Below are 21,355 nucleotides of genomic sequence, written 5' to 3' on the forward strand. Positions count from 1 at the left end.
TAGAATAAAAGCAATCCCATTTGGCGTTGTTTGCCAACATTCGAGATTGCTCTTACTGTTATAAGTTATAAAGTCTTGTATATTTCTCTTCCAGGTAATCTGCCAGGTATTTGGCGTTTAATCCTTCACCCGTCGTGTCTCTGATAATGTCAAGTGGCTTTTTCATCTTACCGAATTTATGGACATGCTCCGTCAACCATTCAAGAATCGGTCCGAATTCACCTGTAGCGCATAACCCATCGAAATTAGGAAGATCTTTTAACATTGCGACTTTCAACTGTGCTGCATACATATAACCAAGCGCATAGGAAGGGAAATAACCGAACGATGCACCGGCCCAATGGACATCTTGCAAAACACCTTCACCGTTATTTTCGGGACGGATTCCAAGGTACTCTTCGTATTTATCATTCCAAATTCCCGGTAGATCCTTCACTTCGTAATCGCCGTTGAATAATCCTTTTTCGATTTCATAACGAATCATAATATGAAGCGGATAGGTCAATTCGTCTGCTTCAATCCGAATAAGGGACGGTTTTGAAACATTAATTGCACGGAGAAAGTCTTCGAGCGCAACATCTTCAAACTGTTCAGGAGATTCCCTTTTCAATAAATTGAAATTATACTTCCAAAAGTTTTCATTATGACCAACAAATTGTTCATAAAACAGCGATTGCGATTCATGGATTCCCATTGAAGTTCCATCCGCAACCGGTAAACCTTCTAATTCAATACTAATATTTTGCTCATATAGTGCATGCCCACATTCATGAATCGTCCCGAACACAGCCGAACGAAAATCATTTTCATCGTATTTTGTTGTGATACGGACGTCGCCGATATTTATGCCTGTTGCAAATGGATGAACGGTTTCATCCAAACGACCCGCTTCAAAATCGTAGCCAAGTTGTTTCAATACCTCATGACTGAACGATTTCTGATTTTCTTTCGGGAAATGTTTGAATAGAAAAGACGTTTCGGGTTGATTATTCAACTCTGAAATTTTCTTTACCAACGGCACAATTGTTTCCTTCAGTTGGTTAAAAACCTCATCGATAATATCCGTTGTCATCCCCGGCTCGTATTGATCAAGAAGTATATTGTAAGCATTATCACCTTCATTGCCCCAATAGCCGATAAACTTTTTCGTAGTTGCAACAATTTTTTCAAGATATGGGAGGAACATATCAAAATCGGATTTATCTTTTGCCTCTTCCCAAGCCGATTCTGATTGAGAAGTCAGGACAACAAATTCACGATATTCTTCTGCAGGGATTTTTTCACTCAAGTCGTAGACTTTTTTCACTTCTTCAACCGTTTTTAATAATATCGGGTTAAGCGTTTCTTTTCTATTGCCAAGTTCTTCGAGGTAACCCTTCATTTCTGCAGATACACTCAATTTGAATAGCTCCGTAGACAAGGTGCCAACAGCTTCCGATCTCGCTGAAATCCCTTTTTTCGGCGCTCCTGTACGCATATCCCAATACATGATTGAAATCGCTTCCGAATATGCACTCATTTTTTTTAACAACGCCACAAAATTCTCTTCAGTAGACAAATTCATTCCCCCTCTTTTACTATATTGGACTCAATACTATCATAATTTGGTTAAATATAGTTTTCCAAATGAATATCGTTGCTAGTATATCTTCAAATTCACTAATTAATATTCTAAACCCTCTTTATTCATTACCCTCAATCTAGACAATTCATTGTATCGACCTACTTATTTCAATCAACTAAAAAGGACGCCCAACTGGACGTCCTCGTTTGTTAATTGAAAAACCTTATATGATATACATTGAAAACCCTGGTTAAAATCTTAGTTCGTCATCTTCATTTTCACTGGGAAAATACCTTCAATTTCCGCTTTCATTTCTTGTTCTTTTCCTTCAAGCAGAAGGTGAACTGTCCCTGAATCATCCGATGTACGTATAAGACGTCCCGCCCCCTGGCGTAATCTAAGCAACATGAAGGGTACATCTACTTCACGGAATGGATCAGCAGCATACTGGCGTCTCGCGTCGAACAATGGATCTGAAGGCGGTAATGGCAAGTCATATATAATGACACGCGTTAAAGCATCTTGAGGAATATCAAGTCCTTCCCATAAATGGTAAGAGCATAACACAGGAACTATTTTTTGTTGAAAATCACGTACGATTGAAGATAATTCCCTCTCTCCCTCGAATGCGATACTTTTTTTCCACTCCACAGGTACTTTTTCCTTGAATTGATTCATTGCCCGCTCTGATTTAAAGAGAATTAGTGTTTGTTTACCATCTTTTAAAAGTTCAAGTGCTTGTTTTGCTTTCCCACCCGCTTCAACATCTGTTGCGAGCACTTCCATTACTTCATCATAATCAAATGGTGAATCCACAGAAAATGATAGGTAGTCATGAATGCCCAGCCCGTCAGCTAAATAGTTAAACGTTTCACCAACCGATAAAGTTGCTGATGAAAAAACAATCGGGGTATTCGATGAAAACAGTTTTTCCCTTAATATATCTGTTACAAGACGCGGCATAATAACGAGCGTCGATTCGTCTTGACGGTTCTCAAGCCAGTCTACTGCGTCATTATTAGAAGTAAAGAGTTCCATCGAGTAGATATATTGATCTAGGTATTCTTCGACCATTCTTAAATCGTATTCCGGAATTATATACAATTCGCCTTCGAAAACGAATTCTTCAAGGAGTGCATTTGAAATCTTCACTACCTCTTTACCGATTTCAATAAGAGCCGGTGCTTTTTCGATAGCTCTACGTTCATTACCGGTTTCATCCGCGTGAACATTCAGCAATGCAAAAAATGCTTCATGAGAATCAATTAAACGTTCCATGAGTAGAAGAGTTGTTTCCCTTATACGATCAACCATTATTCGCTCTAGCAAATTTAATAGGGTACTGTTTTGAACTTCATATGTCAATGCCCGCTGTGCTGAATATTCAAGAAGATGGCCTTCATCGAATACAATCATAGATACTTCAGGCAATAACGGTAACTGTCCCTGACGTTTCCTAGAATCTTTCGTCCAAATATGTTCCATATATGAATCGTGTGAGCAGATAATTAGTTCAACAGCTTCACGATAATGATTTCGGTGAATAGTTTGACCGCATCGGTTTCGGATATCACATGCAGCACATTGCTGGATGGGGTGAAAATTCACTGTCTTCCATTCTTCATCACTCATGTCCGGATAATCTGAACGCACACCATAAGGACCTATTGATTGTAAAGATGCATTACCATAAACGAAATCTGGTAGTCCATCAGCTAAGACATCAATATAATCCTCATCAATCGTATTACCTGCTTCTTCTAAACGTTTTAGACAGAGGTACTGATCTCGTGATTTGGCAAGGCGTACATCTATATCAAGACCAAGTGCTTCACTAATTTTACGAATATCACCGTCTTCTTTTACAAGCTGATCGATGAGCGTTTCATCCGCACATGAGATGAGGGCTGGTTTACCTGTATAACGAGCATAGGCAATTGCAGGGAGCAAATAAGCGATTGTTTTCCCTGTCCCTACACCTGCTTCAGCGAACAATACCTTCTTTTCCTTCAATGCCTGCTCAATTTGGAAAGCCATATAAATTTGTTCATCCCTGCATTCAAAACCTTTTTCAGTTAGATCATCGTACAATGTATCCCCTATCCAATCATTCAAGGATTCATAGAACGATTTTTCTTTTGATAACGGGAATGGCATCTTACTTTTCATCGTATACCCCTTCCTATTTACATGCAAAAGGAAGAGGAGTTTCCCTCTTCCGCATATTATCAGTTATTGACGTTGTCCCCAGAATTGATACAAGTCAGTTCTAATAAAACCATTGAATAATTTTCTCTTTTTCGTTGCTCGATGACCGTATAGTTTTTCATAGTTTTCTAATGAAGACAACATATAAACTGACCACGAAGGATAATTTTTCATTACTCGGCCAAGTTCGTGCGTAATTTCTTCGGCTTCTTCAACTTCACCAAGTCGTTCACCGTATGGTGGATTTCCGACCATTACGCCATTTAAGCCGTCCACAGTCAAATCCCGTACATCACACGTCTGCCATTTGATCAAATCTGCAAACCCAGCACCCGCCGCGTTTTCCCGTGCGACGTTAATCATTCTCGGATCATAATCTGACCCTGTAATATCAAGTGGCTGATCATATTTAGCGACATCTTCCGCTTCTTCCCGAACCTGATCCCAAATATTTTTGTTGATCCACGGCCACTCTTCACTTAGGAACTCGCGGTTGTATCCCGGTGCAATGTTTTGCCCTATCATCGCGGCTTCTATCGCAATTGTTCCTGAACCGCAGAACGGATCAACGAAAGGCCGATCAGGATTCCAGCGTGAAATTTTCACAAGTGCTGCTGCTAATGTTTCTTTTAATGGTGCATCACCTTGCGCGAGTCTGTAACCGCGTTTATGCAAACCTGTTCCACTTGAATCAATTGTCAATGTCACTTTATCTTTTAAAATTGATACTTCTAATTTGAATAAAGGACCCGATTCATCAAAAAAGCCGATTCTTTTATAAGCAATTTTTAATCGTTCTACAATTGCTTTTTTCACAATTGCTTGGCAATCAGGAACACTGTACAATGTAGATTTTACTGATTTACCTGCAACTGGGAATTCTGCGTCGACCGGCAGAAAACGTTCCCATGGAATTGCCTTCGTCTGTTCGAAAAGTTCATCGAATGTTGTAGCTTGGAACTCGCCCGCAACTATTCGGACACGGTCCGCTACGCGAAGCCACAGATTTGTTTTCGCAATCGCCAATTCATCGCCTTGGAAGAAGATTTTACCGTTTTCTGAAGTTGTTTTAAACCCAAGTGCTTTTACTTCATCCGCAACAAGTGATTCAAGTCCCATTGCAGAGGTTGCTACTAATTTAAATTCAGTCATGCGTTTCCAACTCCAATCCTATACCTTCAATCATACCCATAAATTCATACCTTTTTTAATAAAAAAACAAATTAATTGCATTTCCTTGAAAATATAACTAGATTCTAAAATAAGCTTGCTCATTAAACATCCTAACAAATCCAACTGTATTTATCGAAGCCTTAAAACGTAAATACATATCAAAATTAGATGTATTCTCCGCATTCAAACCACCACTTAAAGGCGATAAGATTTCCTCTAGATAAATTCCAACCATAACGTTTTCACTCATTAATTTTCCAAAAGAAAAGCTCCCCATGTTTCAGGAGAGCAATCATTGTAATAATAATACCATAGGAAATTCGATAAGCCATGTTTTGTTCCCGTGTACTCAAACGGCTTGCGCCTCGTACTAAGGGTGGTAATCATCTATCTACAAGCAAAAAATTGCTTGTCTCTTCCTCAGTTCATTTCCTTCGGAAGAGTGCCCCTACCATAGTTTGGGTTTCTCACTCGTGGGGTTTACCGCGTTCCATCTGACCCGTTTCCGAATCAGCTACGTCACTGTGGCACTGTTCAGGGAACCTCATCCATATCCGAAGACTTAGGATTTATTCCCGCCGTCAACGCGCGATGCGCGAAGCCACGGCTTATTCTTTCGCCGAGCACGAACACTACGGTCATCTCAGATCCGTGTGAGCATGGACTTTCCTCTACAACATAGGATGTTGCAGCGATTACCTAAATTTGCACTATGATATCTACAGTATACCTTACTTTTAAGTCTTTTACAATAATTAATTAGGCTAATATATTATTCTTGATCGAAAAGTTTACTTCCGAATACATGTTTCTCCAAATTTGAGATCCTCTTTAGCAAATCAAAGTTAGTTGTGCCAGCGCTTCCAGCCGCAGGTCGCTTTTGAGCAGACTCTAATTCTTTTTGCATCCTAGACTTTTCTTGTTGCAAATCCATAATTGTTTTTTTAAAAGCCTCATAATCATGAATAACATCATCTAGGAAGAGATCGACTTCTTCCTGGTTGTAGCCTCGAAGGCCCGTTTTAAATTCTTTCTCAAGAATTGTTTTTGAATCCAATTTAGTATCCATGAAAATCGCCCTTCCGTCTCTGTTTATATACGGTCAATTATACCATATAGTGACTGACCTTGTCTTTTTAAATAGGTTGATTAATAGTTCCCTGTCGATTTGTGCGCTTGCCCGGGAAATAATTTTCTGTTTATTCTAATTTCCCTCTTCAAAAAGTCATCTTCTGAACGAATCCGAAATTTTTCTGTTAAATTGGTGGCCTCTTTCAAATACCTGATGGCTTCCTGCGTCGAGTCCAATGCTTTATTTAACTCTTTCAGCTTATGCTCATATAGCTTCGCTAATTCCTCCAATGCGATAATTCGTTCACGACCAGTAAGTTTAGCCGCCGCTATCGTAAATGAAGAAACTGCCTCTTTATAAGCCTGTTCCTTTTTCAAAATAAAGCCAAAGTAAAAATGTGTTATGGGATGATGTACCCCATATTCTGTTATCACACGCTCAAAGATTTGTTTACTTCGATCGTGAGACTTCAAATCACCAAACCATTTCCCAATATTCGTATGCGTTATTGCTGATTCAGGAATATCCATTTTCAATAGCAAATCAGTAGAGCGTATATAAAGTGCAACAAGTGAAAGTATATCCCACTCATTATGGACGAGTATTTTCATAAGAAGATCCGCACGACCATTTTTCACTGCATCCTGATAGATGATTGGTGCCATATGTCCGGGCATATCTCCTTCGCGAAAAAAACCGAGCTGTTCTTCCTCTATGGCCGGTAGTCTGAATGTAGCCATTTCACCCTTCCAAATCCGTCTAGAACCGTGCAATAAATCAATTTGTTTATGCTTTATAAGCGGAGGTAATTCTTTGCGGTTCATCGTCCACCTTGTTTCAACCATTGGAATATCAAAACTTTTTCCATTATACGTAACGAGGGTCACCGGCTTTTTCCATAATCCCGTTTCATAAAGAAATGCAGTTTCGTGATCTGGACCTGGAAGTACATACTGCGTCATTTTAAAAGATGATGCTGTCTGTTCCATAAAACCCATTAGAAAAATCAGTGTACCAGCACCTTTTAACCCAGTGGTTTCTGTATCAAAGAACAATAGAGGCTTAGAAAAATCAGGAGAAAGCGGATGTACTTCACCCGAATCCCCCCATTTTTCAAGCATTGACTTTAAACCAGCCAGAATAATATGTCCGTGCCGATAGTCCGTGTTGTATTCAATAACACGCTTGTAGACAATGCCGTGTTTATTTACGACCTTTGTCAAACCCGCATCAAGCCATTGTTGTTCATAAGGCGGTGGTTGTGGAACATTCTTTACAACTTCAGAATCATTCTCAAGAATCTTGCTCTGGTCTTTTTTCTTCAATAGTTTCTTCATTTGCATTAATTTCTGTTCATAAGACATTGGATTCTCCTCCCGCCAATGTGTGTAGAAGAGAACCAACGTCTTTTTTCATACCCATTCCCGCTTCTTGTGCACCGATACAAACTGGACAACCAGACTCACAACGACAGCTAGATACATGATTAGCCGCTTGGCGGAGCAGTAAATCCCACTGTTCAAAGATTTTTTCACTCAGACCAATCCCCCCTGGATAACTGTCATATATGAAGAACGTCGGCATTCCAGTATGAATGGCTTTTACTTGTGGTACTACATGTACATCTGTCTTATCGCATCTGACGAATAACGGGATAAAAGATTGGATGGCATAAGCCGCTCCCGTCATTGCATCCGTTAATCCAGCACGCGTCCACCCTTTTGGAATATCGAAAGTGAACCAAGTTGACGATGTATGCAATTCCTCCGCAGGTAACGAAATCGGACCTGAACCAATATTATCATGCGTATCGAATCTGATTTTCTTAAAGATCGTTGGAATCGCAAGAACTGCAATGTCACCATAAGCTGCATGATTATCACCGAACTGTTCTACATTATCCTCATTCATCACTTTCAGTTCAACTGCAAGATTTGCATCCGTAAAGTAATCGACATCAACTTCACTAACATATGCCTTCTTTTCCGCCCAATCGAGTTCCTCAACTTGAAACTGTGTGCCCTGATGAATATAGATTGCTTCTTCGTGGAGCAAAGTCATCGCACTGAAACGATCCATCTCCCCAATTACCTTTGTTTCTTTTGGATAGGTTTTATCAATAATGATAACGTTTTCCTGCGATGCAGAACGAAGGCTGATTTCACTAGTTGGAAAACTGTCTGTCATCCAATGCCATTTGTCTGTGGTTTTTATCAATATACCTTCGCTTTCCAAGAATGCGAGCAATTCCTGTACTTCGAATTCACCATAGGTCTCTGTAGATGAAAAGGGTAGCTCGAATGAGGCACATTTGAGGTGGTCCATTAAAATAAACATATTATCCGGATGTATTCGTACTTCTTCGGGCGTTTGTCCCAGAAGATAGTCGGGATGTTCAATAATGTATTGATCAAGCGCTAAAGATTGTGCAACATAAATTACAAGCGCTTCATCTTGCCGCCTCCCAGCACGACCCGCTTGTTGAAATGCACTTGCAATATTTCCCGGGTAACCGGTCATAATACAGGCTTGCAATTGTCCGATGTCAATGCCCAGCTCAAGTGCATTCGTGCTAACTACGGTACGAATATCACCATCGCGAAGCCCTTTTTCAATTTTACGACGTTCTGAAGGTAGATAGCCCCCTCTATACCCCATAACCGTTTCATCGAATAATTTCTTCTTCGTTAAAGCTTTCATATACGTGACAAGCATCTCGACCCGTACCCTACTTTTTGCAAAAATGATTGTTTGGATGCCCTCATTGTATAAGAGCTTGGCGATATCCCGCACTTCAAGCACTGCACTTCTGCGGATACCGAATGTCGGATGGACGACTGGTGGGTTATAGAAGACGAAATGTTTCTTCCCAGCAGGTGCCCCGTTATTGACGATCACTTGCATCTCAGAGTTTATGAGCGACTCAGCTAATTCCTGCGGGTTCGCGATTGTTGCAGATGTGCAGATAAATATCGGATCACTTCCATAATAGTTACAAATACGCTTCAGTCTTCGTAATACATGTGCTACGTGACTGCCGAAGACACCTTTGTAAGTATGCAACTCATCTATAATGACGTATTTTAAGTTTTCGAATAATGAAACCCACTTTGTGTGATGAGGCAAGATTCCTGAGTGGAGCATATCTGGATTAGTCAGTACAATATGTCCGGACTTCCGGACTTTTGAACGTAATCCAGGAGCAGTATCGCCATCATACGTATAACTGAGGATTGTCTCTCCACTTGCTTCTATTAGATCATGGAGATCCGCAAGCTGATCTTGCGCTAACGCTTTTGTCGGAAACAGATAAATTGCCCTGGAAGTATCATCTTCAAGGATACAATCCATAACAGGCAAATGATAACATAAGGATTTTCCGGATGCTGTCGGAGTCACGGCTGTGAACGACTTTCCTGACGAAGCCAGTTCGTAGGCTTCTCTTTGATGACTGTATAACTTATCAATGCCTTTAGATGAAAGTGCTTTAATGATTGACTGATGAAGTTTGTCTGGAAATTCTGCGTACTTCGCTCCTTTACTTGCTATCGTTTTATAATGAATGACATTATCCGAAAATGATGGATCAGAACGTAGTATTCTTAATACTTCGTGAACCGCAATCTTCTTTGTCATTTCCTATCTCCTTCTTGCTCTAGATGCAGAGCGTCCAGAATAGTCTTCAATGTATATTCTGCAGAATTGATAGAAAGGATAAATCTTTTTTTGCCGGTCTTTTGATAAAATGATTGCACGATGAATTGCTTCATTGAGTCGTTCAGTGTTTCAATTTGAATCGGATGAACATATTTAGGTTTTGCAGTCTTGATAAATTGAGATACTTCCTCCGTCCATTCATCGAGCAGTGTATGGTATTTATCCGCATAAGGTTTCACTTCTATAAAAAAGTCAGGTTCCCGGCCGAGTTCCCTCATATATGTGAGTCTTTCAAAACATTCTTTACAGACAGAAAGTAGTTTTTCTGTTTTCTCTATTAAATTTATCAAATTCTTTCATCCTTCCCTTGCATTCATTCAATTTTATCAGATATGAAGCCGATTCACCAAATAATGACGAACATATATTCCCAAAGGTCTATCAAGTCCTTTTTAATAAAATTTCAATTAAACATGATAAGACCTCAATTGCGTTACTCCTATTACATCATCTCATTCAATTCTCTCAGAGAATCAACTAAATATCTACTTTTCTCAAATTGCAGTACAATGAAACTTTCTTGGCGGGAAAGAAATTATTGTTGAACCATATTATTGGTTGCAACTTTCCCTTTTCTATTCCGTCTAATCCTTGTGGTATAATGGTCAGATGTGAGGTGGTATCTATGACAATACGCTATCCGAACGGCAGGAAATATATACCCGTTCAAAGAAACGTAGCTCAAAAAAAAATCGATCTTTCTTTCAGTAATCGTGGTAAGTCGTTAGAGGATGAACTGAATGAAACCAATGAATACTATTTGAGTCGCGGTATTGCTGTCATTCATAAAAAACCTGTGCCCATACAAGTCGTAAACGTGAATTATCCTGCAAGAAGCGCCGCTGTCATCACAGAAGCTTACTTTCGGACACCGTCTACAACAGACTTTAACGGAGTGTGGCAAGGGAAGTATATCGATTTTGAAGCGAAGGAGACAAAAAGTCTAACCTCCTTCCCTTTACAAAATATCCATGACCACCAAGTGGTTCATATGAAATCTGTTGCGAAACAAAATGGAGTTGTATTTTTCATTATAAAGTTCACTTCGCTTGACCGATATTTTATCGTCCCCTATCATAATTTTGAAATGTATTGGGAGAGAATGCAGACAGGCGGTAGAAAATCAATCACACTTACAGAGTTTGAAACTATGGCGATAGAAGTTTTCCCTAGTTTCAACCCTAGAATCGAATATTTACAAGCGGTGTCGGATATTTTATCGTCACCTAACGAAGCTACTGAAAGGCAGGAAGAGATATGAGCGAAAATATAAATTCAAGAACTGCTAGACGAAAGAGCATGGAGGCAGAACGTACAAAAAAGAAAGATAAAAAGCCGAAACAAAAGAAGGGCATCTTTAAAAAGTTAATTCTTGCAGTTATTGCAGTCGGATTTGTCATTCTCATCGGTGGTGCTGGCCTGTTCACTTTTTATGCAAGTTCGGCACCCGATTTAGATGAAAATCTTTTGAAGGACCCTCTATCATCTGAGATTTTGGATAAAAATGATAAAGTTATTTATAAGTCCGGAACAGAAAAAAGAGAATTTGTTCCTTATAGCGAAATTCCAAAAATTATGGAAGACGCCATTCTGGCTACGGAAGACATTCGATTCTATTCCCACCAAGGAATGGACTTTTGGCGACTCGGTGGGGCAGTCATTGCAAACTTCCGAGATGGATTCGGTTCACAAGGTGCAAGTACCCTGACACAACAGGTCATTAAGAACTCATTCCTTTCCACAGAAAAAACCCTTAAAAGGAAAGCACAAGAAGCATGGCTTGCCAATAAACTTGAACGCAAATATGAAAAAGAAGAAATCTTTGAAATGTATTTCAATAAAATCCTGATGTCCGGAAATAATTATGGTTTTGGAACAGCTGCCAACTATTTTTATGGTAAAAAATTGAATGAACTTGAATTACACGAAGTCGCTATGTTAGCAGGGTTACCGCAAAGTCCAAACGGATACAATCCATACAAAAATCCAGATCGTGCCAAAAAACGCCGTGATATTGTACTCGGGCTAATGCACCAGCATGAAAAAATTTCTAAAGAAGAAATGGAAGCGGCAATAGAAATTCCTGTAACAGGCACACTTCTTGCTGAAGAGAAAAGGAAAGCTAATGACAATACAAAATATGCTGCATTTGTCGATATTGTATTAACCGAACTGGAAGATGCAGGAATGCAAGACATACTTTCAGACGGTGTCACAATTCATACAACATTAGATGTGGAGGCTCAACAGGCTGTCGAAAATGCTCTCAAATCAGACATCTTCGCTAATGACAAAATGCAAGGTGCTTTAACTGTCCTAGATACGAAAACTGGTGGAATCGTGGCAATTGGTGGAGGTCGAAATTTCTCAACAGGACTTTTAAACTTTGCCGCTGCTGAAAAACGTCAACCAGGTTCAGCTATTAAACCGATTATTAATTATGGTCCTGCAGTTGAATATTTGAATTGGTCAACTGGTCAGACTATGCATGATGAAGCATACAATTATAAAGACTCCAAACCTGCACAACCCGTTCGTAATGTGGATAGAAAATACAAGGGTACAATTACAATGCGTGAAGCGCTAGCTACTTCACGCAACGTCCCCGCAGTGAAAACCTATGAGGAAGTCGGTCGAAAGAAAGCAGTAGATTTTGCGGCTAAACTCGGTTTAGATTTCAAAAATGAATACCCTTCGAATGCGCTAGGAGGAACGGATGAATTTTCTACAATTGAAATAGCGGGTGCTTATACCCCATTCGGTAATGGTGGTATTTACACAAAGCCACATTCCATTAAAAAAATTGTTTATCGTGATGGGGTAACTGATCTTAACATGACTCCCAATCCTGTTGAAGTTATGAAAGATTCAACAGCTTATATGATTACAGATATCCTTCGAGACGTTTTCACTGGCAATGGTACTGGAAAACGAGCAGCCATTCAAGGGCTAGATGTAGCCGGTAAAACGGGTACAACTAACTTCTCAAACAAAGGTGGAGCACAGGATTCTTGGTTTGCGGGTTATACGACCGACTACACAATTGCAGTTTGGGGCGGTTATCAAGATCGTTCTGCAATGGAGAGTTTTGAAGGGGAACGATACGTCCCACAAGATTTGTTTAAACAAGTTATGTCATCCATATCTTCTGGGAAAAATACAGCACAATTTAAAAAACCCTCCTCCGTTGAAGAGGCTACAATTCAATATGGTTCAGATCCACTTATTCTAGCAAGTTCCTCCACACCATGGAACTTAAAACGGACGGAGTTATTCGTACGCGGGACAGTCCCTGTAGAAGTTGCTAGAGAAAAAATCATCGAATTGGAAGCGCCAAACAGTCTAACAGCTGAATATGACAGTGCCTCCAGTTCTATTAAATTGAATTGGGCCCATAATGCTTCTGACTTTGGCGATATAGAAGATAACGTCGAATTTACCGTATTAGTAGGAGTAGATGGTGGGGATATGCAGGTAATGACAACAACCGGAGATACTTCCGTCACGTTCTCTGGCGCAGAATCAGGCAGGAAATATACATTCTCTGTAATTGCCAAACTCGGTGACTTACAAAGTGGCGCAGCATCTACAACGGTGCAAATCGAAGATGTTGTTGAAGACATACCTGAAGTTGATGAGGATGAAGTAGAAACTGAAAATCCTGACGGTGAAGAATGGAACAATGAGAATAACAATGGCAATAATGAGAATAACGAGAATAACGAGAATAACGAGAATAACAATAATAACAATGGCAATAATGGGAATAACGGCAACAATAATGGAAATAACGGGAACAACAATAATGGAGATGGCACAGGCGATGGTTCTGTTATTGATGATGGAACGATCCCTGATCCAAATGTTGGTACAGAGGGTACAGAGGGCACATCTGACGATAGTAACCCATAATCAAAAATGTATCAAACTCCTTTAAATGTGTTATTAGTCAATTGTGGAAATGCCATGAAATCCAGACATAAAAACAGAACCTCAGATGCAAAACACATCTGAGGTTCTGTTTTTTAATTCTTTTGTATTGAAAGTCTTGCAGTTTTCTTTTTTGTTTCCGTAAAGAGCGCATCCAATTGAATATAAGCATAATGACTGGCTATTTTATCTTTTACAAACTCAAAACGTTCCTCACCATTCAAAGGTAAAAGTGTATAAACAACCTTTCCTTTACGGTCATCAAACTTACTTCCACCTTGCTCAAGCAAGATATTGTAATTCTCAATTGCCGACTCCATTAACTCTACGGCTTGATGATCTTTTTGTTGATAAAAAGTCTCTATTTCTTCACGAACTGTCTCCCATTTATCAAAATAGGGAGTTAGCAGCTCTTTGTTGATAGGGTTTACTTCACTCAGCATTCTCTTTCATCCTTTTCTTTCCTTCTCTGCATAACGGCAATAGCGGACAAACGTTGCATCCAGGGTTTTGCGCCTTGCAGTGGTATCTACCAAAAAAAATTATTTGGTGATGCGTATCTGTCCATTTATTAATCGGAGTCCATCGCATAATTTTCTCTTCAACTGCAAGGGGCGAGTCTTTCCACCTATTCATTCCTAGTCGTTTCGCTACACGTTCAACATGTGTATCGACAGCAAGAGCAGGTATACCAAAAGCATTTGACACGACCACATTTGCTGTTTTACGACCCACTCCTGGAAGCGTCATCATGACATCCCTATTCGGGGGTACCTCCCCATCATAATTATCAATCAACAATTGACTCAGTGCTTGAATATTTTTCGCCTTATTCCGGAATAATCCAATTGACCTGATATCCCCTTGCAGTTCCTCGACATCAACCGCAAGATAGTCCTCCGGTGTTTTATATTTTTTAAATAGTTCCGCCGTTACCCGATTCACTAAAACGTCCGTACATTGAGCAGATAGAAGCGTCGCTATTGTTAATTCAAAAGGATTGTCATGCACCAATTCACAGTGCGCGTCTGGAAACATTTCACCGAATTGCTCCAGACAAAATCCCCATTGTTTTTTCGTCAGCATGGTATCCCACCTAATCCCGTTCTTCCAGCCAATTATAGAATGGAACACGTTTTACCGAAACAGTTTTTTCATTTTGCTGAGATGGTCGCGGTCCTACCGTTCGGAAAGACTTTGTTTGACGTTCAACATCAGACATTGTTTTAACATTTTTCTTCTTCCACTCGAAAAGAATCCGATCGATATACCGCAGACTAAGTTTTTGAGCAATAACAGCTTCTTTTAATGCTGCACGGATAATTTCAACAGTATGGCCATCATCATCAAGCCACATCGTTATTGATTCGCATTCCATTGGTGACAAAAACCGTCCAAATTCTTGTTCAAATAGCGAAAAAATTTCTCCTTCTGCATTCTTATGGGTCTCTTCCTCAACCTCATTTGTCGCAAGCTCAATATGATCAACTAAACGATTCCAGAGTGGTAGCAAAGAGAATGTCTCATACAATACACCTTTTTGATCCTCATTTTGACCAATTTGGAGAAAACCGCGTTGCATCAGGCGTTGTAATACCATGGATACTTCGTTTTCAGACAAATCCATTCGACTAGTAAAATCAGTAGGTGTTGGGAAATGATTCCCTTCTGATTTATAAGCCGTCATATGCATGATTAGCATCGCGTCCAAATCTTTTATTCCAAGACTCTTATAATGGTGAAAAAAAAGCTGGGAAATGTTAACATTTCCCTGCTCAATCCAAATCCGGAGTCGTTCTTCGTGTTGCATGACCGAACCCCTCTCTTCTATTAAAATCAAAAAGTTTTAAGGGTACAATCTATTCAATAGACGTGGGAATGGAATCGTTTCGCGAACATGTTCCACACCTGAAATCCATGCGACTGTACGCTCAAGACCAAGTCCAAATCCTGAATGTGGAACTGCTCCGTATTTACTAAGATCCAAATACCATTCATAAGCAGATTCATCAAGGTTGTGTTCTTTAATTCGTTGTTTCATCAGCTCATAGTCATGAATACGTTCAGATCCGCCAATAATTTCTCCATAACCTTCGGGAGCGATTAAATCAGCACACAAAACAACATCGTCCCTTGTAGGATGCGGTTGCATGTAGAAGGGTTTAATACCTATCGGGTAATGTGTGATGAATACAGGTGAATCATAACTTTCTGCAATTGCTGTTTCGTGTGGCGCTCCAAAGTCTTCTCCCCATGTAATATCATCAAATCCGTTTTCATTCAAAAATTTGATAGCATCATCGTATGAAATACGCGGGAATGGTGCTTGGATTTTTTCAAGTTTAGACAAATCGCGGCCTAGTCTTTCTAATTCAATTGCACAGTTTTGCAAAACTGATTGAATAACATGCGTCACATACTGTTCCTGTACTATCAAGCTTTCATCAAACTCGACAAAAGCCATTTCAGGTTCAATCATCCAAAACTCGATTAAGTGACGACGTGTTTTCGATTTTTCTGCACGGAATGTCGGACCGAACGAGAATACTTTTCCAAGTGCCATCGCTGCAGCTTCCATATATAGTTGACCTGATTGCGAAAGGTATGCATCTTCATCAAAATATTTTGTTTGGAACAATTCTGATGTGCCTTCTGGAGAAGAACCTGTCAATATCGGTGGATCTACTTTGACAAATCCGTTCATATGGAAAAACTCATATGTTGCACGAATGACTTCGTCACGAATTTTCATTACTGCATGCTGTTTACGTGAACGGAGCCATAAATGGCGGTGATCCATTAAAAATTCTGTACCATGCTCTTTCGGCGTGATTGGATAATCTACCGCTTCATGAATGACTTCAATATCTTTCACTTGTAGCTCGTAGCCGAAAGTTGAACGCTCGTCCACAGTTACTTCTGCTGTAATATAAAGTGAACTTTCTTGTGTAATTGACTTTGCTTTAGCAAATAGATCCTCGCCAACCGCTTCTTTAACGACTACTCCCTGTACGAATCCAGAACCGTCACGAAGTTGTAGAAATGCAATCTTCCCGCTAGAACGTTTGTTGGCTAGCCATCCACCAATACGAACTGTTTCGCCTGCATGGTTTGGCATTTCATGTATCATGATTGTTTTCATAATAACCTCCAAGAATTTAATCTCCGTTTTTATTCTTTCCAGTTTGCTTCTACAAATACACGAATTCGTCGAATCGCTTCTTCCAACAGTTCGATTGATGTTGCATAAGACAAGCGAATTGTATCAGGTGATCCAAAACCAGATCCCGGGATAACAGCGACATTTGCTTTCGTCAATAATGCCTCTGCAAATTCATCAACGTTAGCAAACCCTGTTTTATTAACTGCTTCAGATACTTCAGGAAGTAGATAGAAAGCGCCTTGAGGTTTAATCACGTTAAATCCAGGAATTGCCGCTAATTGCGGGTAGACCCGTTCCATACGCGATTCAAAATCTGCACGCATTGTTTCTACTGTATCTTGAGGACCATTATAAGCCTCGATTGCAGCATATTGAGAAGTCGTCGTAGGATTCGATGTCGAGTGACTCGCTAAACTCGTCATGGCACTTACTACTACCTCATCCCCTGCGACGTAACCTATACGCCACCCTGTCATTGAGTGTGATTTCGAAACACCATTAATGAGAAGTGTACGACTTTTAGCATCATCAGAAAGTTGTGCTATTGAAATATGCTTTTCATCACCATAAATGAGTTTCTCATATATTTCATCCGAAATGATCCAGATATCTTTCTCTTTACATACTTCCGCAATTTGCAGCAATTCTTCTTTAGAATAAATCATACCTGTTGGATTCCCAGGTGAATTGATGATTACTGCCTTCGTTTTAGAAGAAATTGATTCTCGAATTTGTTCTGCGGTTACTTTAAACTGTGCCGCAGCTGTCCCTTCAATATGTACCGGAACTCCGCCTGCCAACTTTACCTGCTCGGGATAACTGACCCAATAAGGAGTTGGGATGATGACTTCATCACCTGGATCGAGTAAAACTTGGAACAGCGTATACAATACGTGTTTAGCGCCAATCCCAATCATGATTTCTTTCCCAGTATAGTTTAGCTGTTGGTCTTGCTTTAACTTCTGGATGATTGCATTTTTGAGGTCTGGTAACCCACCCGAGGGTGTGTACTTTGTTTTTCCATCTTTCATGGAAGTGTAAGCTGCCTCAATAATATTGGCTGGCGTATTGTAGTCCGGTTCTCCCGCACCAAGACCAATGACATCGATGCCTGAATCTTTCATTTCTTTCGCTTTCGCCGTAATGGCGAGCGTTGTTGATGGTGTAAGCGTATTTACCCTCGCTGCTAATGATTTCGTCAATTAAATCGCTCCTTTAGAGATTCAAAATGCGTTTCCACCATTGTCCGTCCTCGAAAAAGACATAGACATAATTCAGTTTTTCGTTTTCACTTTTGAATACTACTTCCCAAACTGGATTGTCTCCTTCAATTCCAAGCGTGACATGAAGAATCTTTTTTACATCCAATTCTTCTTTTACGTTTGCGATTGCTTTTTCTGCTGTGATTCCTTCAGACAACTTGACTTCCTTATAGCGGTCTTTCAATTTCCCGTCGATGAAAACAGCTTTTTCTACCCCGTCTTTGTCTACACCAAACACAGTTACACTCGGAACAGTACCATTAAAGACAGTAGCTGAACTTGCAGAAACGAGTTGTCCCGATTGAACCGCGGATTCGATGGCTTTCTTTTCTGCTGATGAAAAAGGCTTATCAGCATTATAAAAAACAGTGACAGTTATGACGATTGTTAACATTAATAGGAAGACAATGATGAATTTTATCCAGTTCAACATATTACTTCACGTCCCGAACCTTTAAGAAATATTTTCTACTAATTACCTACCTAATCATTATAGCAATTTTCGAGTTCATTAACCATATGATCTAACGACACTTTTTTCACAGGCACGTCCGGAAAAGCTTCAAGGAATCGCTTACCATACTTTTTCGTTTCAATCCGTCTGTCCAATATAATGAAAAAACCTTTATCTGAAGATGATCGAATCAATCTCCCAAAGCCTTGACGGAGTCTCATAACCGCTTCCGGTAGTGCATGTTCCGTGAACGGGTTTAATCCAGCTTCAGTCATTCTGGCCGCTCGAGCTTTGTAGACAGGTTCTTCCGGTGATGAAAATGGAAGCCTTACAACAATCACCGCTGTTAGAGCATCCCCAGGTACGTCGACACCCTCCCAGAAACTATTGGTCCCGAAAAGGACAGAATTGTTGAACTGTCTGAAAGACTTCAAAAGCCTAATTCGACTTCCCGAACTTATCCCTTGTGCAAATAGCGCATAGCCTTCTAACTGTTCACTTTCTGTAATAAGTTCATATGTTTTTCTTAACATATCTTGGGATGTAAACAGAACAAATAGCCTTCCACCCGTTGCCATTACTGTCTGAATTACCGCATCTGTAACGGCTTCAACATAATCAGATTGACTGACATGCTGGATATCAGGCATGTCCTCAACAATGAATATTTCTGCACCTTCATAGAAATGGGCAGGCGCATCAAATGTTACAAGCGGAATCGAATCATCTATGCCAAGTTGCCTAGATATGAAACGGTCATTTCCGGGAACTCTAAGTGTACCTGAAGTCCATACAATTCCAGTCTGTTCATTTTTCATCCTATTGGTAAACTTTTGAATCAGCTGAGACCCATCCAATGAGCGTTTAATAACAGTTAGGCTTCCTGGAACACTTCGTAAATCTTTTTCCATCCAGACAGTGAAATCTTCCGTGTTGTAGTCAAGAAAAACTTCTACCCATTCACCGGCTTTGATAGTCAGTTCTTGTACCCAGAAATTCCATTCCGCTAGAATAGCCTGTTCATCACGTGTCAAATTATCTAAATGGTTCGATAAACCATGCGTGAAAGATTCAGCTTTTCTAATGTAATCAGACAATGCTATAGCAACTTTCGAAAAATGCGATTGATTATATTCCAATTCAGAGAGTGAATAAACGACTCTGTTTCCTTGATGTCTTTTACGTCTTGGAGGATTGAAACCAGTCAAAGTGGAAATCGCATGATCGAACAAAGTTAGGAATTTGATAAATGCGGAATCCAGCAACTCTTTATTGTGAAAGCCATCGGTTCCAAATTTGTTATTCAGCTTGTCAATTTGCTGCAACAATTGTCCGGATGTTTCTGAAGCAAGCTGTCCAAGAACATATTTCCAATTCGTGTACGAAAACACTGTTTCATTCATAAAGGTTGCAGCTTGTACAAATTGATGTGCTTCATCAACAACTACTCCGGCTAGTGAAATGAATATACTTTGTTCGCGATTCAAATCCGACAGCAACATTGCATGGTTTGTAATAATTAAATTCGAATGTTCGGACCCTTGGAGTAGTTTATAGTGATAATCAGCAATTTGTTCATCCCACGCAAGCTTATTCGTTCGCTTCCTAATTCGATCGACAAATAACTGTCCACCGCCAGAAACATTAATCTCTTGCAAATCACCTGTTACGGTTTCTGTAAGCCAGACAAGGATTTGCATTATTGTAAATGTCTCATCGTACGATTCGTCGGCAATTCTTAGAAGTTCCTCGAATTTACCAAGTGAGATGTACTGCTCTCTTCCTTTAAGTAATGTCGCTGTCACATTGCAATCAAGAATTAATTGTACTTTCTTGAGTTCCTCATCCATGATTTTATCAGCCAGATGATTTGTGTATGTGCTAATAACAACTGGCTTCCCTGTCCGTATTGAATGTATGGCTGCCGGTACTAGATAACCAATCGTCTTTCCAATCCCAGTCGGAACTTCTGCAATAATTTCAGTTTGTGTAGACAAGGTATCCCACACTTCATCCATAAATCCAATTTGAGAATCTCTATGTTCAAACTCTGGGTAAGCTTTTTTTAATTGCTCTATTTTTTTTTCATTGTCACCGGGATATACCGGATTTACAAAGTTCTCAGGTTGTTGCATCACCACATTGCGATAGGGTATACCACGGAAAAATGAAAACTCATTGCCTGTACTTTTCGTCCGTGCAATTTTGAGCGCTTCATGAAAAAGTGTCGAAAGATCAGATTTTAATCGAAATGATCTGCGATGTAAGAGATTTAGTGTATCCTCCGGCAATGCGTATAACTTTTTCATGCAGATTAGAAATAACTTCGCGGTTGCTTCTGCGTCCTCATCAGCGCGATGTGCAGACGCCAATGGTATGCCTAGTTCTTCGGTAATATCCTGCAGTCTGTAACTCGGAGCGGATGGTATCAAGACTTTGGACAATTCTACTGTATCGATTTTCTTCCCTGTCCACATCGCGATTCCGCATCTTGCAAATTCGCTTTGAAGAAAGGATAGGTCGAAATCCGTATTATGCGCAACAAATACAGTTCCTTCCAATAGAGTGGCGACTTCAGCTGCAATTTCTTCAAAAGATGGTGCATCCTTCACATCTTCATCAGAAATCCCTGTCAAATGACGGATGAAAGCAGGGATTTTTTGTTCAGGGTTTATAAAGCTGACGTACTTATCGCCGATTTTTCCTTCTTTAATAAATACAACCGCGATTTGAATCATCCGATCCCCTTTTGCCGGTGAATGACCGGTTGTTTCTAAATCAACGACTGCATAGGTTTTATTGTGCATTCGAT

General features: G+C 39.9%; 17 protein-coding genes and 1 other RNA gene. 2 read left to right on the plus strand and 16 right to left on the minus strand.

Features of this window, described 5'->3' with window-relative positions:
• Positions 1 to 58: 58 nt before the first annotated feature.
• The 9 genes from AC25Y6_RS02250 to AC25Y6_RS02290 form a co-directional block, all read right to left on the minus strand.
• Positions 59 to 1,564 (minus strand): carboxypeptidase M32, encoded by a 1,506-nt coding sequence (locus AC25Y6_RS02250; RefSeq protein ID WP_488141924.1) that lies wholly within the window; start codon positions 1,562 to 1,564, stop codon positions 59 to 61.
• 258 nt (positions 1,565 to 1,822) lie between these two features.
• Entirely contained in the window at positions 1,823 to 3,733 is a 1,911-nt protein-coding gene (locus AC25Y6_RS02255; protein ID WP_488141925.1) for an ATP-dependent DNA helicase, read from the minus strand.
• Between the two features lie 63 nt (positions 3,734 to 3,796).
• On the minus strand, positions 3,797 to 4,924 hold the full coding sequence (locus AC25Y6_RS02260) for a THUMP domain-containing class I SAM-dependent RNA methyltransferase (protein ID WP_488141926.1): 1,128 nt from the start codon (positions 4,922 to 4,924) through the stop codon (positions 3,797 to 3,799).
• A gap of 97 nt (positions 4,925 to 5,021) precedes the next feature.
• Positions 5,022 to 5,195: a hypothetical protein gene (locus AC25Y6_RS02265; RefSeq protein WP_488141927.1), complete on the minus strand. Its 174-nt coding sequence runs from the start codon at positions 5,193 to 5,195 to the stop codon at positions 5,022 to 5,024.
• 69 nt (positions 5,196 to 5,264) lie between these two features.
• Positions 5,265 to 5,652, minus strand: an RNA gene (gene rnpB, locus AC25Y6_RS02270) — RNase P RNA component class B.
• Positions 5,653 to 5,717: 65 nt separating this feature from the next.
• Positions 5,718 to 6,014, minus strand: coding sequence for a cell division regulator GpsB (gene gpsB / locus AC25Y6_RS02275; RefSeq protein ID WP_482101846.1), 297 nt, complete (start codon positions 6,012 to 6,014; stop codon positions 5,718 to 5,720).
• A gap of 80 nt (positions 6,015 to 6,094) precedes the next feature.
• Positions 6,095 to 7,381, minus strand: coding sequence for a ribonuclease H-like domain-containing protein (locus AC25Y6_RS02280; RefSeq protein WP_488141928.1), 1,287 nt, complete (start codon positions 7,379 to 7,381; stop codon positions 6,095 to 6,097).
• On the minus strand, positions 7,371 to 9,653 hold the full coding sequence (locus tag AC25Y6_RS02285) for a DEAD/DEAH box helicase (RefSeq protein ID WP_488141929.1): 2,283 nt from the start codon (positions 9,651 to 9,653) through the stop codon (positions 7,371 to 7,373). The genes AC25Y6_RS02280 and AC25Y6_RS02285 overlap by 11 nt, the downstream gene beginning before the upstream one ends.
• Positions 9,650 to 10,024, minus strand: a complete 375-nt coding sequence (locus AC25Y6_RS02290; protein ID WP_482101849.1) for a YppE family protein — start codon at positions 10,022 to 10,024, stop codon at positions 9,650 to 9,652. Before AC25Y6_RS02290 ends, AC25Y6_RS02285 begins: the two co-directional genes overlap by 4 nt.
• Positions 10,025 to 10,359: 335 nt before the next feature.
• Here AC25Y6_RS02290 and recU point away from each other — a divergent pair, with 335 nt between their 5' ends.
• On the plus strand, positions 10,360 to 10,995 hold the full coding sequence (gene recU / locus AC25Y6_RS02295; protein ID WP_482101850.1) for a Holliday junction resolvase RecU: 636 nt from the start codon (positions 10,360 to 10,362) through the stop codon (positions 10,993 to 10,995).
• Complete coding sequence (locus tag AC25Y6_RS02300) at positions 10,992 to 13,646, plus strand: PBP1A family penicillin-binding protein (protein WP_488141930.1); 2,655 nt, start codon at positions 10,992 to 10,994, stop codon at positions 13,644 to 13,646. The genes recU and AC25Y6_RS02300 overlap by 4 nt, the downstream gene beginning before the upstream one ends.
• A gap of 113 nt (positions 13,647 to 13,759) precedes the next feature.
• On the opposite strand, the gene AC25Y6_RS02305 is transcribed toward AC25Y6_RS02300, so the two are convergent.
• The 7 genes from AC25Y6_RS02305 to dinG are packed head-to-tail and all read right to left on the minus strand — an operon-like array spanning position 13,760 to position 21,350.
• The gene (locus tag AC25Y6_RS02305; RefSeq protein ID WP_488141931.1) at positions 13,760 to 14,107 is read right to left on the minus strand and encodes a YpoC family protein; all 348 of its coding nucleotides are present in this window, start codon (positions 14,105 to 14,107) and stop codon (positions 13,760 to 13,762) included.
• Entirely contained in the window at positions 14,097 to 14,750 is a 654-nt protein-coding gene (gene nth, locus AC25Y6_RS02310; protein ID WP_488141932.1) for an endonuclease III, read from the minus strand. Before nth ends, AC25Y6_RS02305 begins: the two co-directional genes overlap by 11 nt.
• Positions 14,751 to 14,760: 10 nt before the next feature.
• A complete protein-coding gene (locus AC25Y6_RS02315) occupies positions 14,761 to 15,474 on the minus strand; it encodes a DnaD domain-containing protein (RefSeq protein WP_482101854.1) in 714 nt (237 codons plus the stop codon).
• A 36-nt stretch (positions 15,475 to 15,510) separates the two neighbouring features.
• A complete protein-coding gene (gene asnS / locus AC25Y6_RS02320; protein ID WP_482101855.1) occupies positions 15,511 to 16,806 on the minus strand; it encodes an asparagine--tRNA ligase in 1,296 nt (431 codons plus the stop codon).
• A 29-nt stretch (positions 16,807 to 16,835) separates the two neighbouring features.
• Complete coding sequence (locus tag AC25Y6_RS02325) at positions 16,836 to 18,029, minus strand: pyridoxal phosphate-dependent aminotransferase (RefSeq protein ID WP_488141933.1); 1,194 nt, start codon at positions 18,027 to 18,029, stop codon at positions 16,836 to 16,838.
• Between the two features lie 13 nt (positions 18,030 to 18,042).
• Positions 18,043 to 18,522, minus strand: coding sequence for a cell wall elongation regulator TseB-like domain-containing protein (locus AC25Y6_RS02330; RefSeq protein WP_488141934.1), 480 nt, complete (start codon positions 18,520 to 18,522; stop codon positions 18,043 to 18,045).
• A gap of 50 nt (positions 18,523 to 18,572) precedes the next feature.
• Positions 18,573 to 21,350: an ATP-dependent DNA helicase DinG gene (gene dinG, locus AC25Y6_RS02335; RefSeq protein WP_488141935.1), complete on the minus strand. Its 2,778-nt coding sequence runs from the start codon at positions 21,348 to 21,350 to the stop codon at positions 18,573 to 18,575.
• Positions 21,351 to 21,355: the final 5 nt, after the last annotated feature.

It is taken from the genome of Sporosarcina sp. Y1004 (assembly GCF_057669665.1).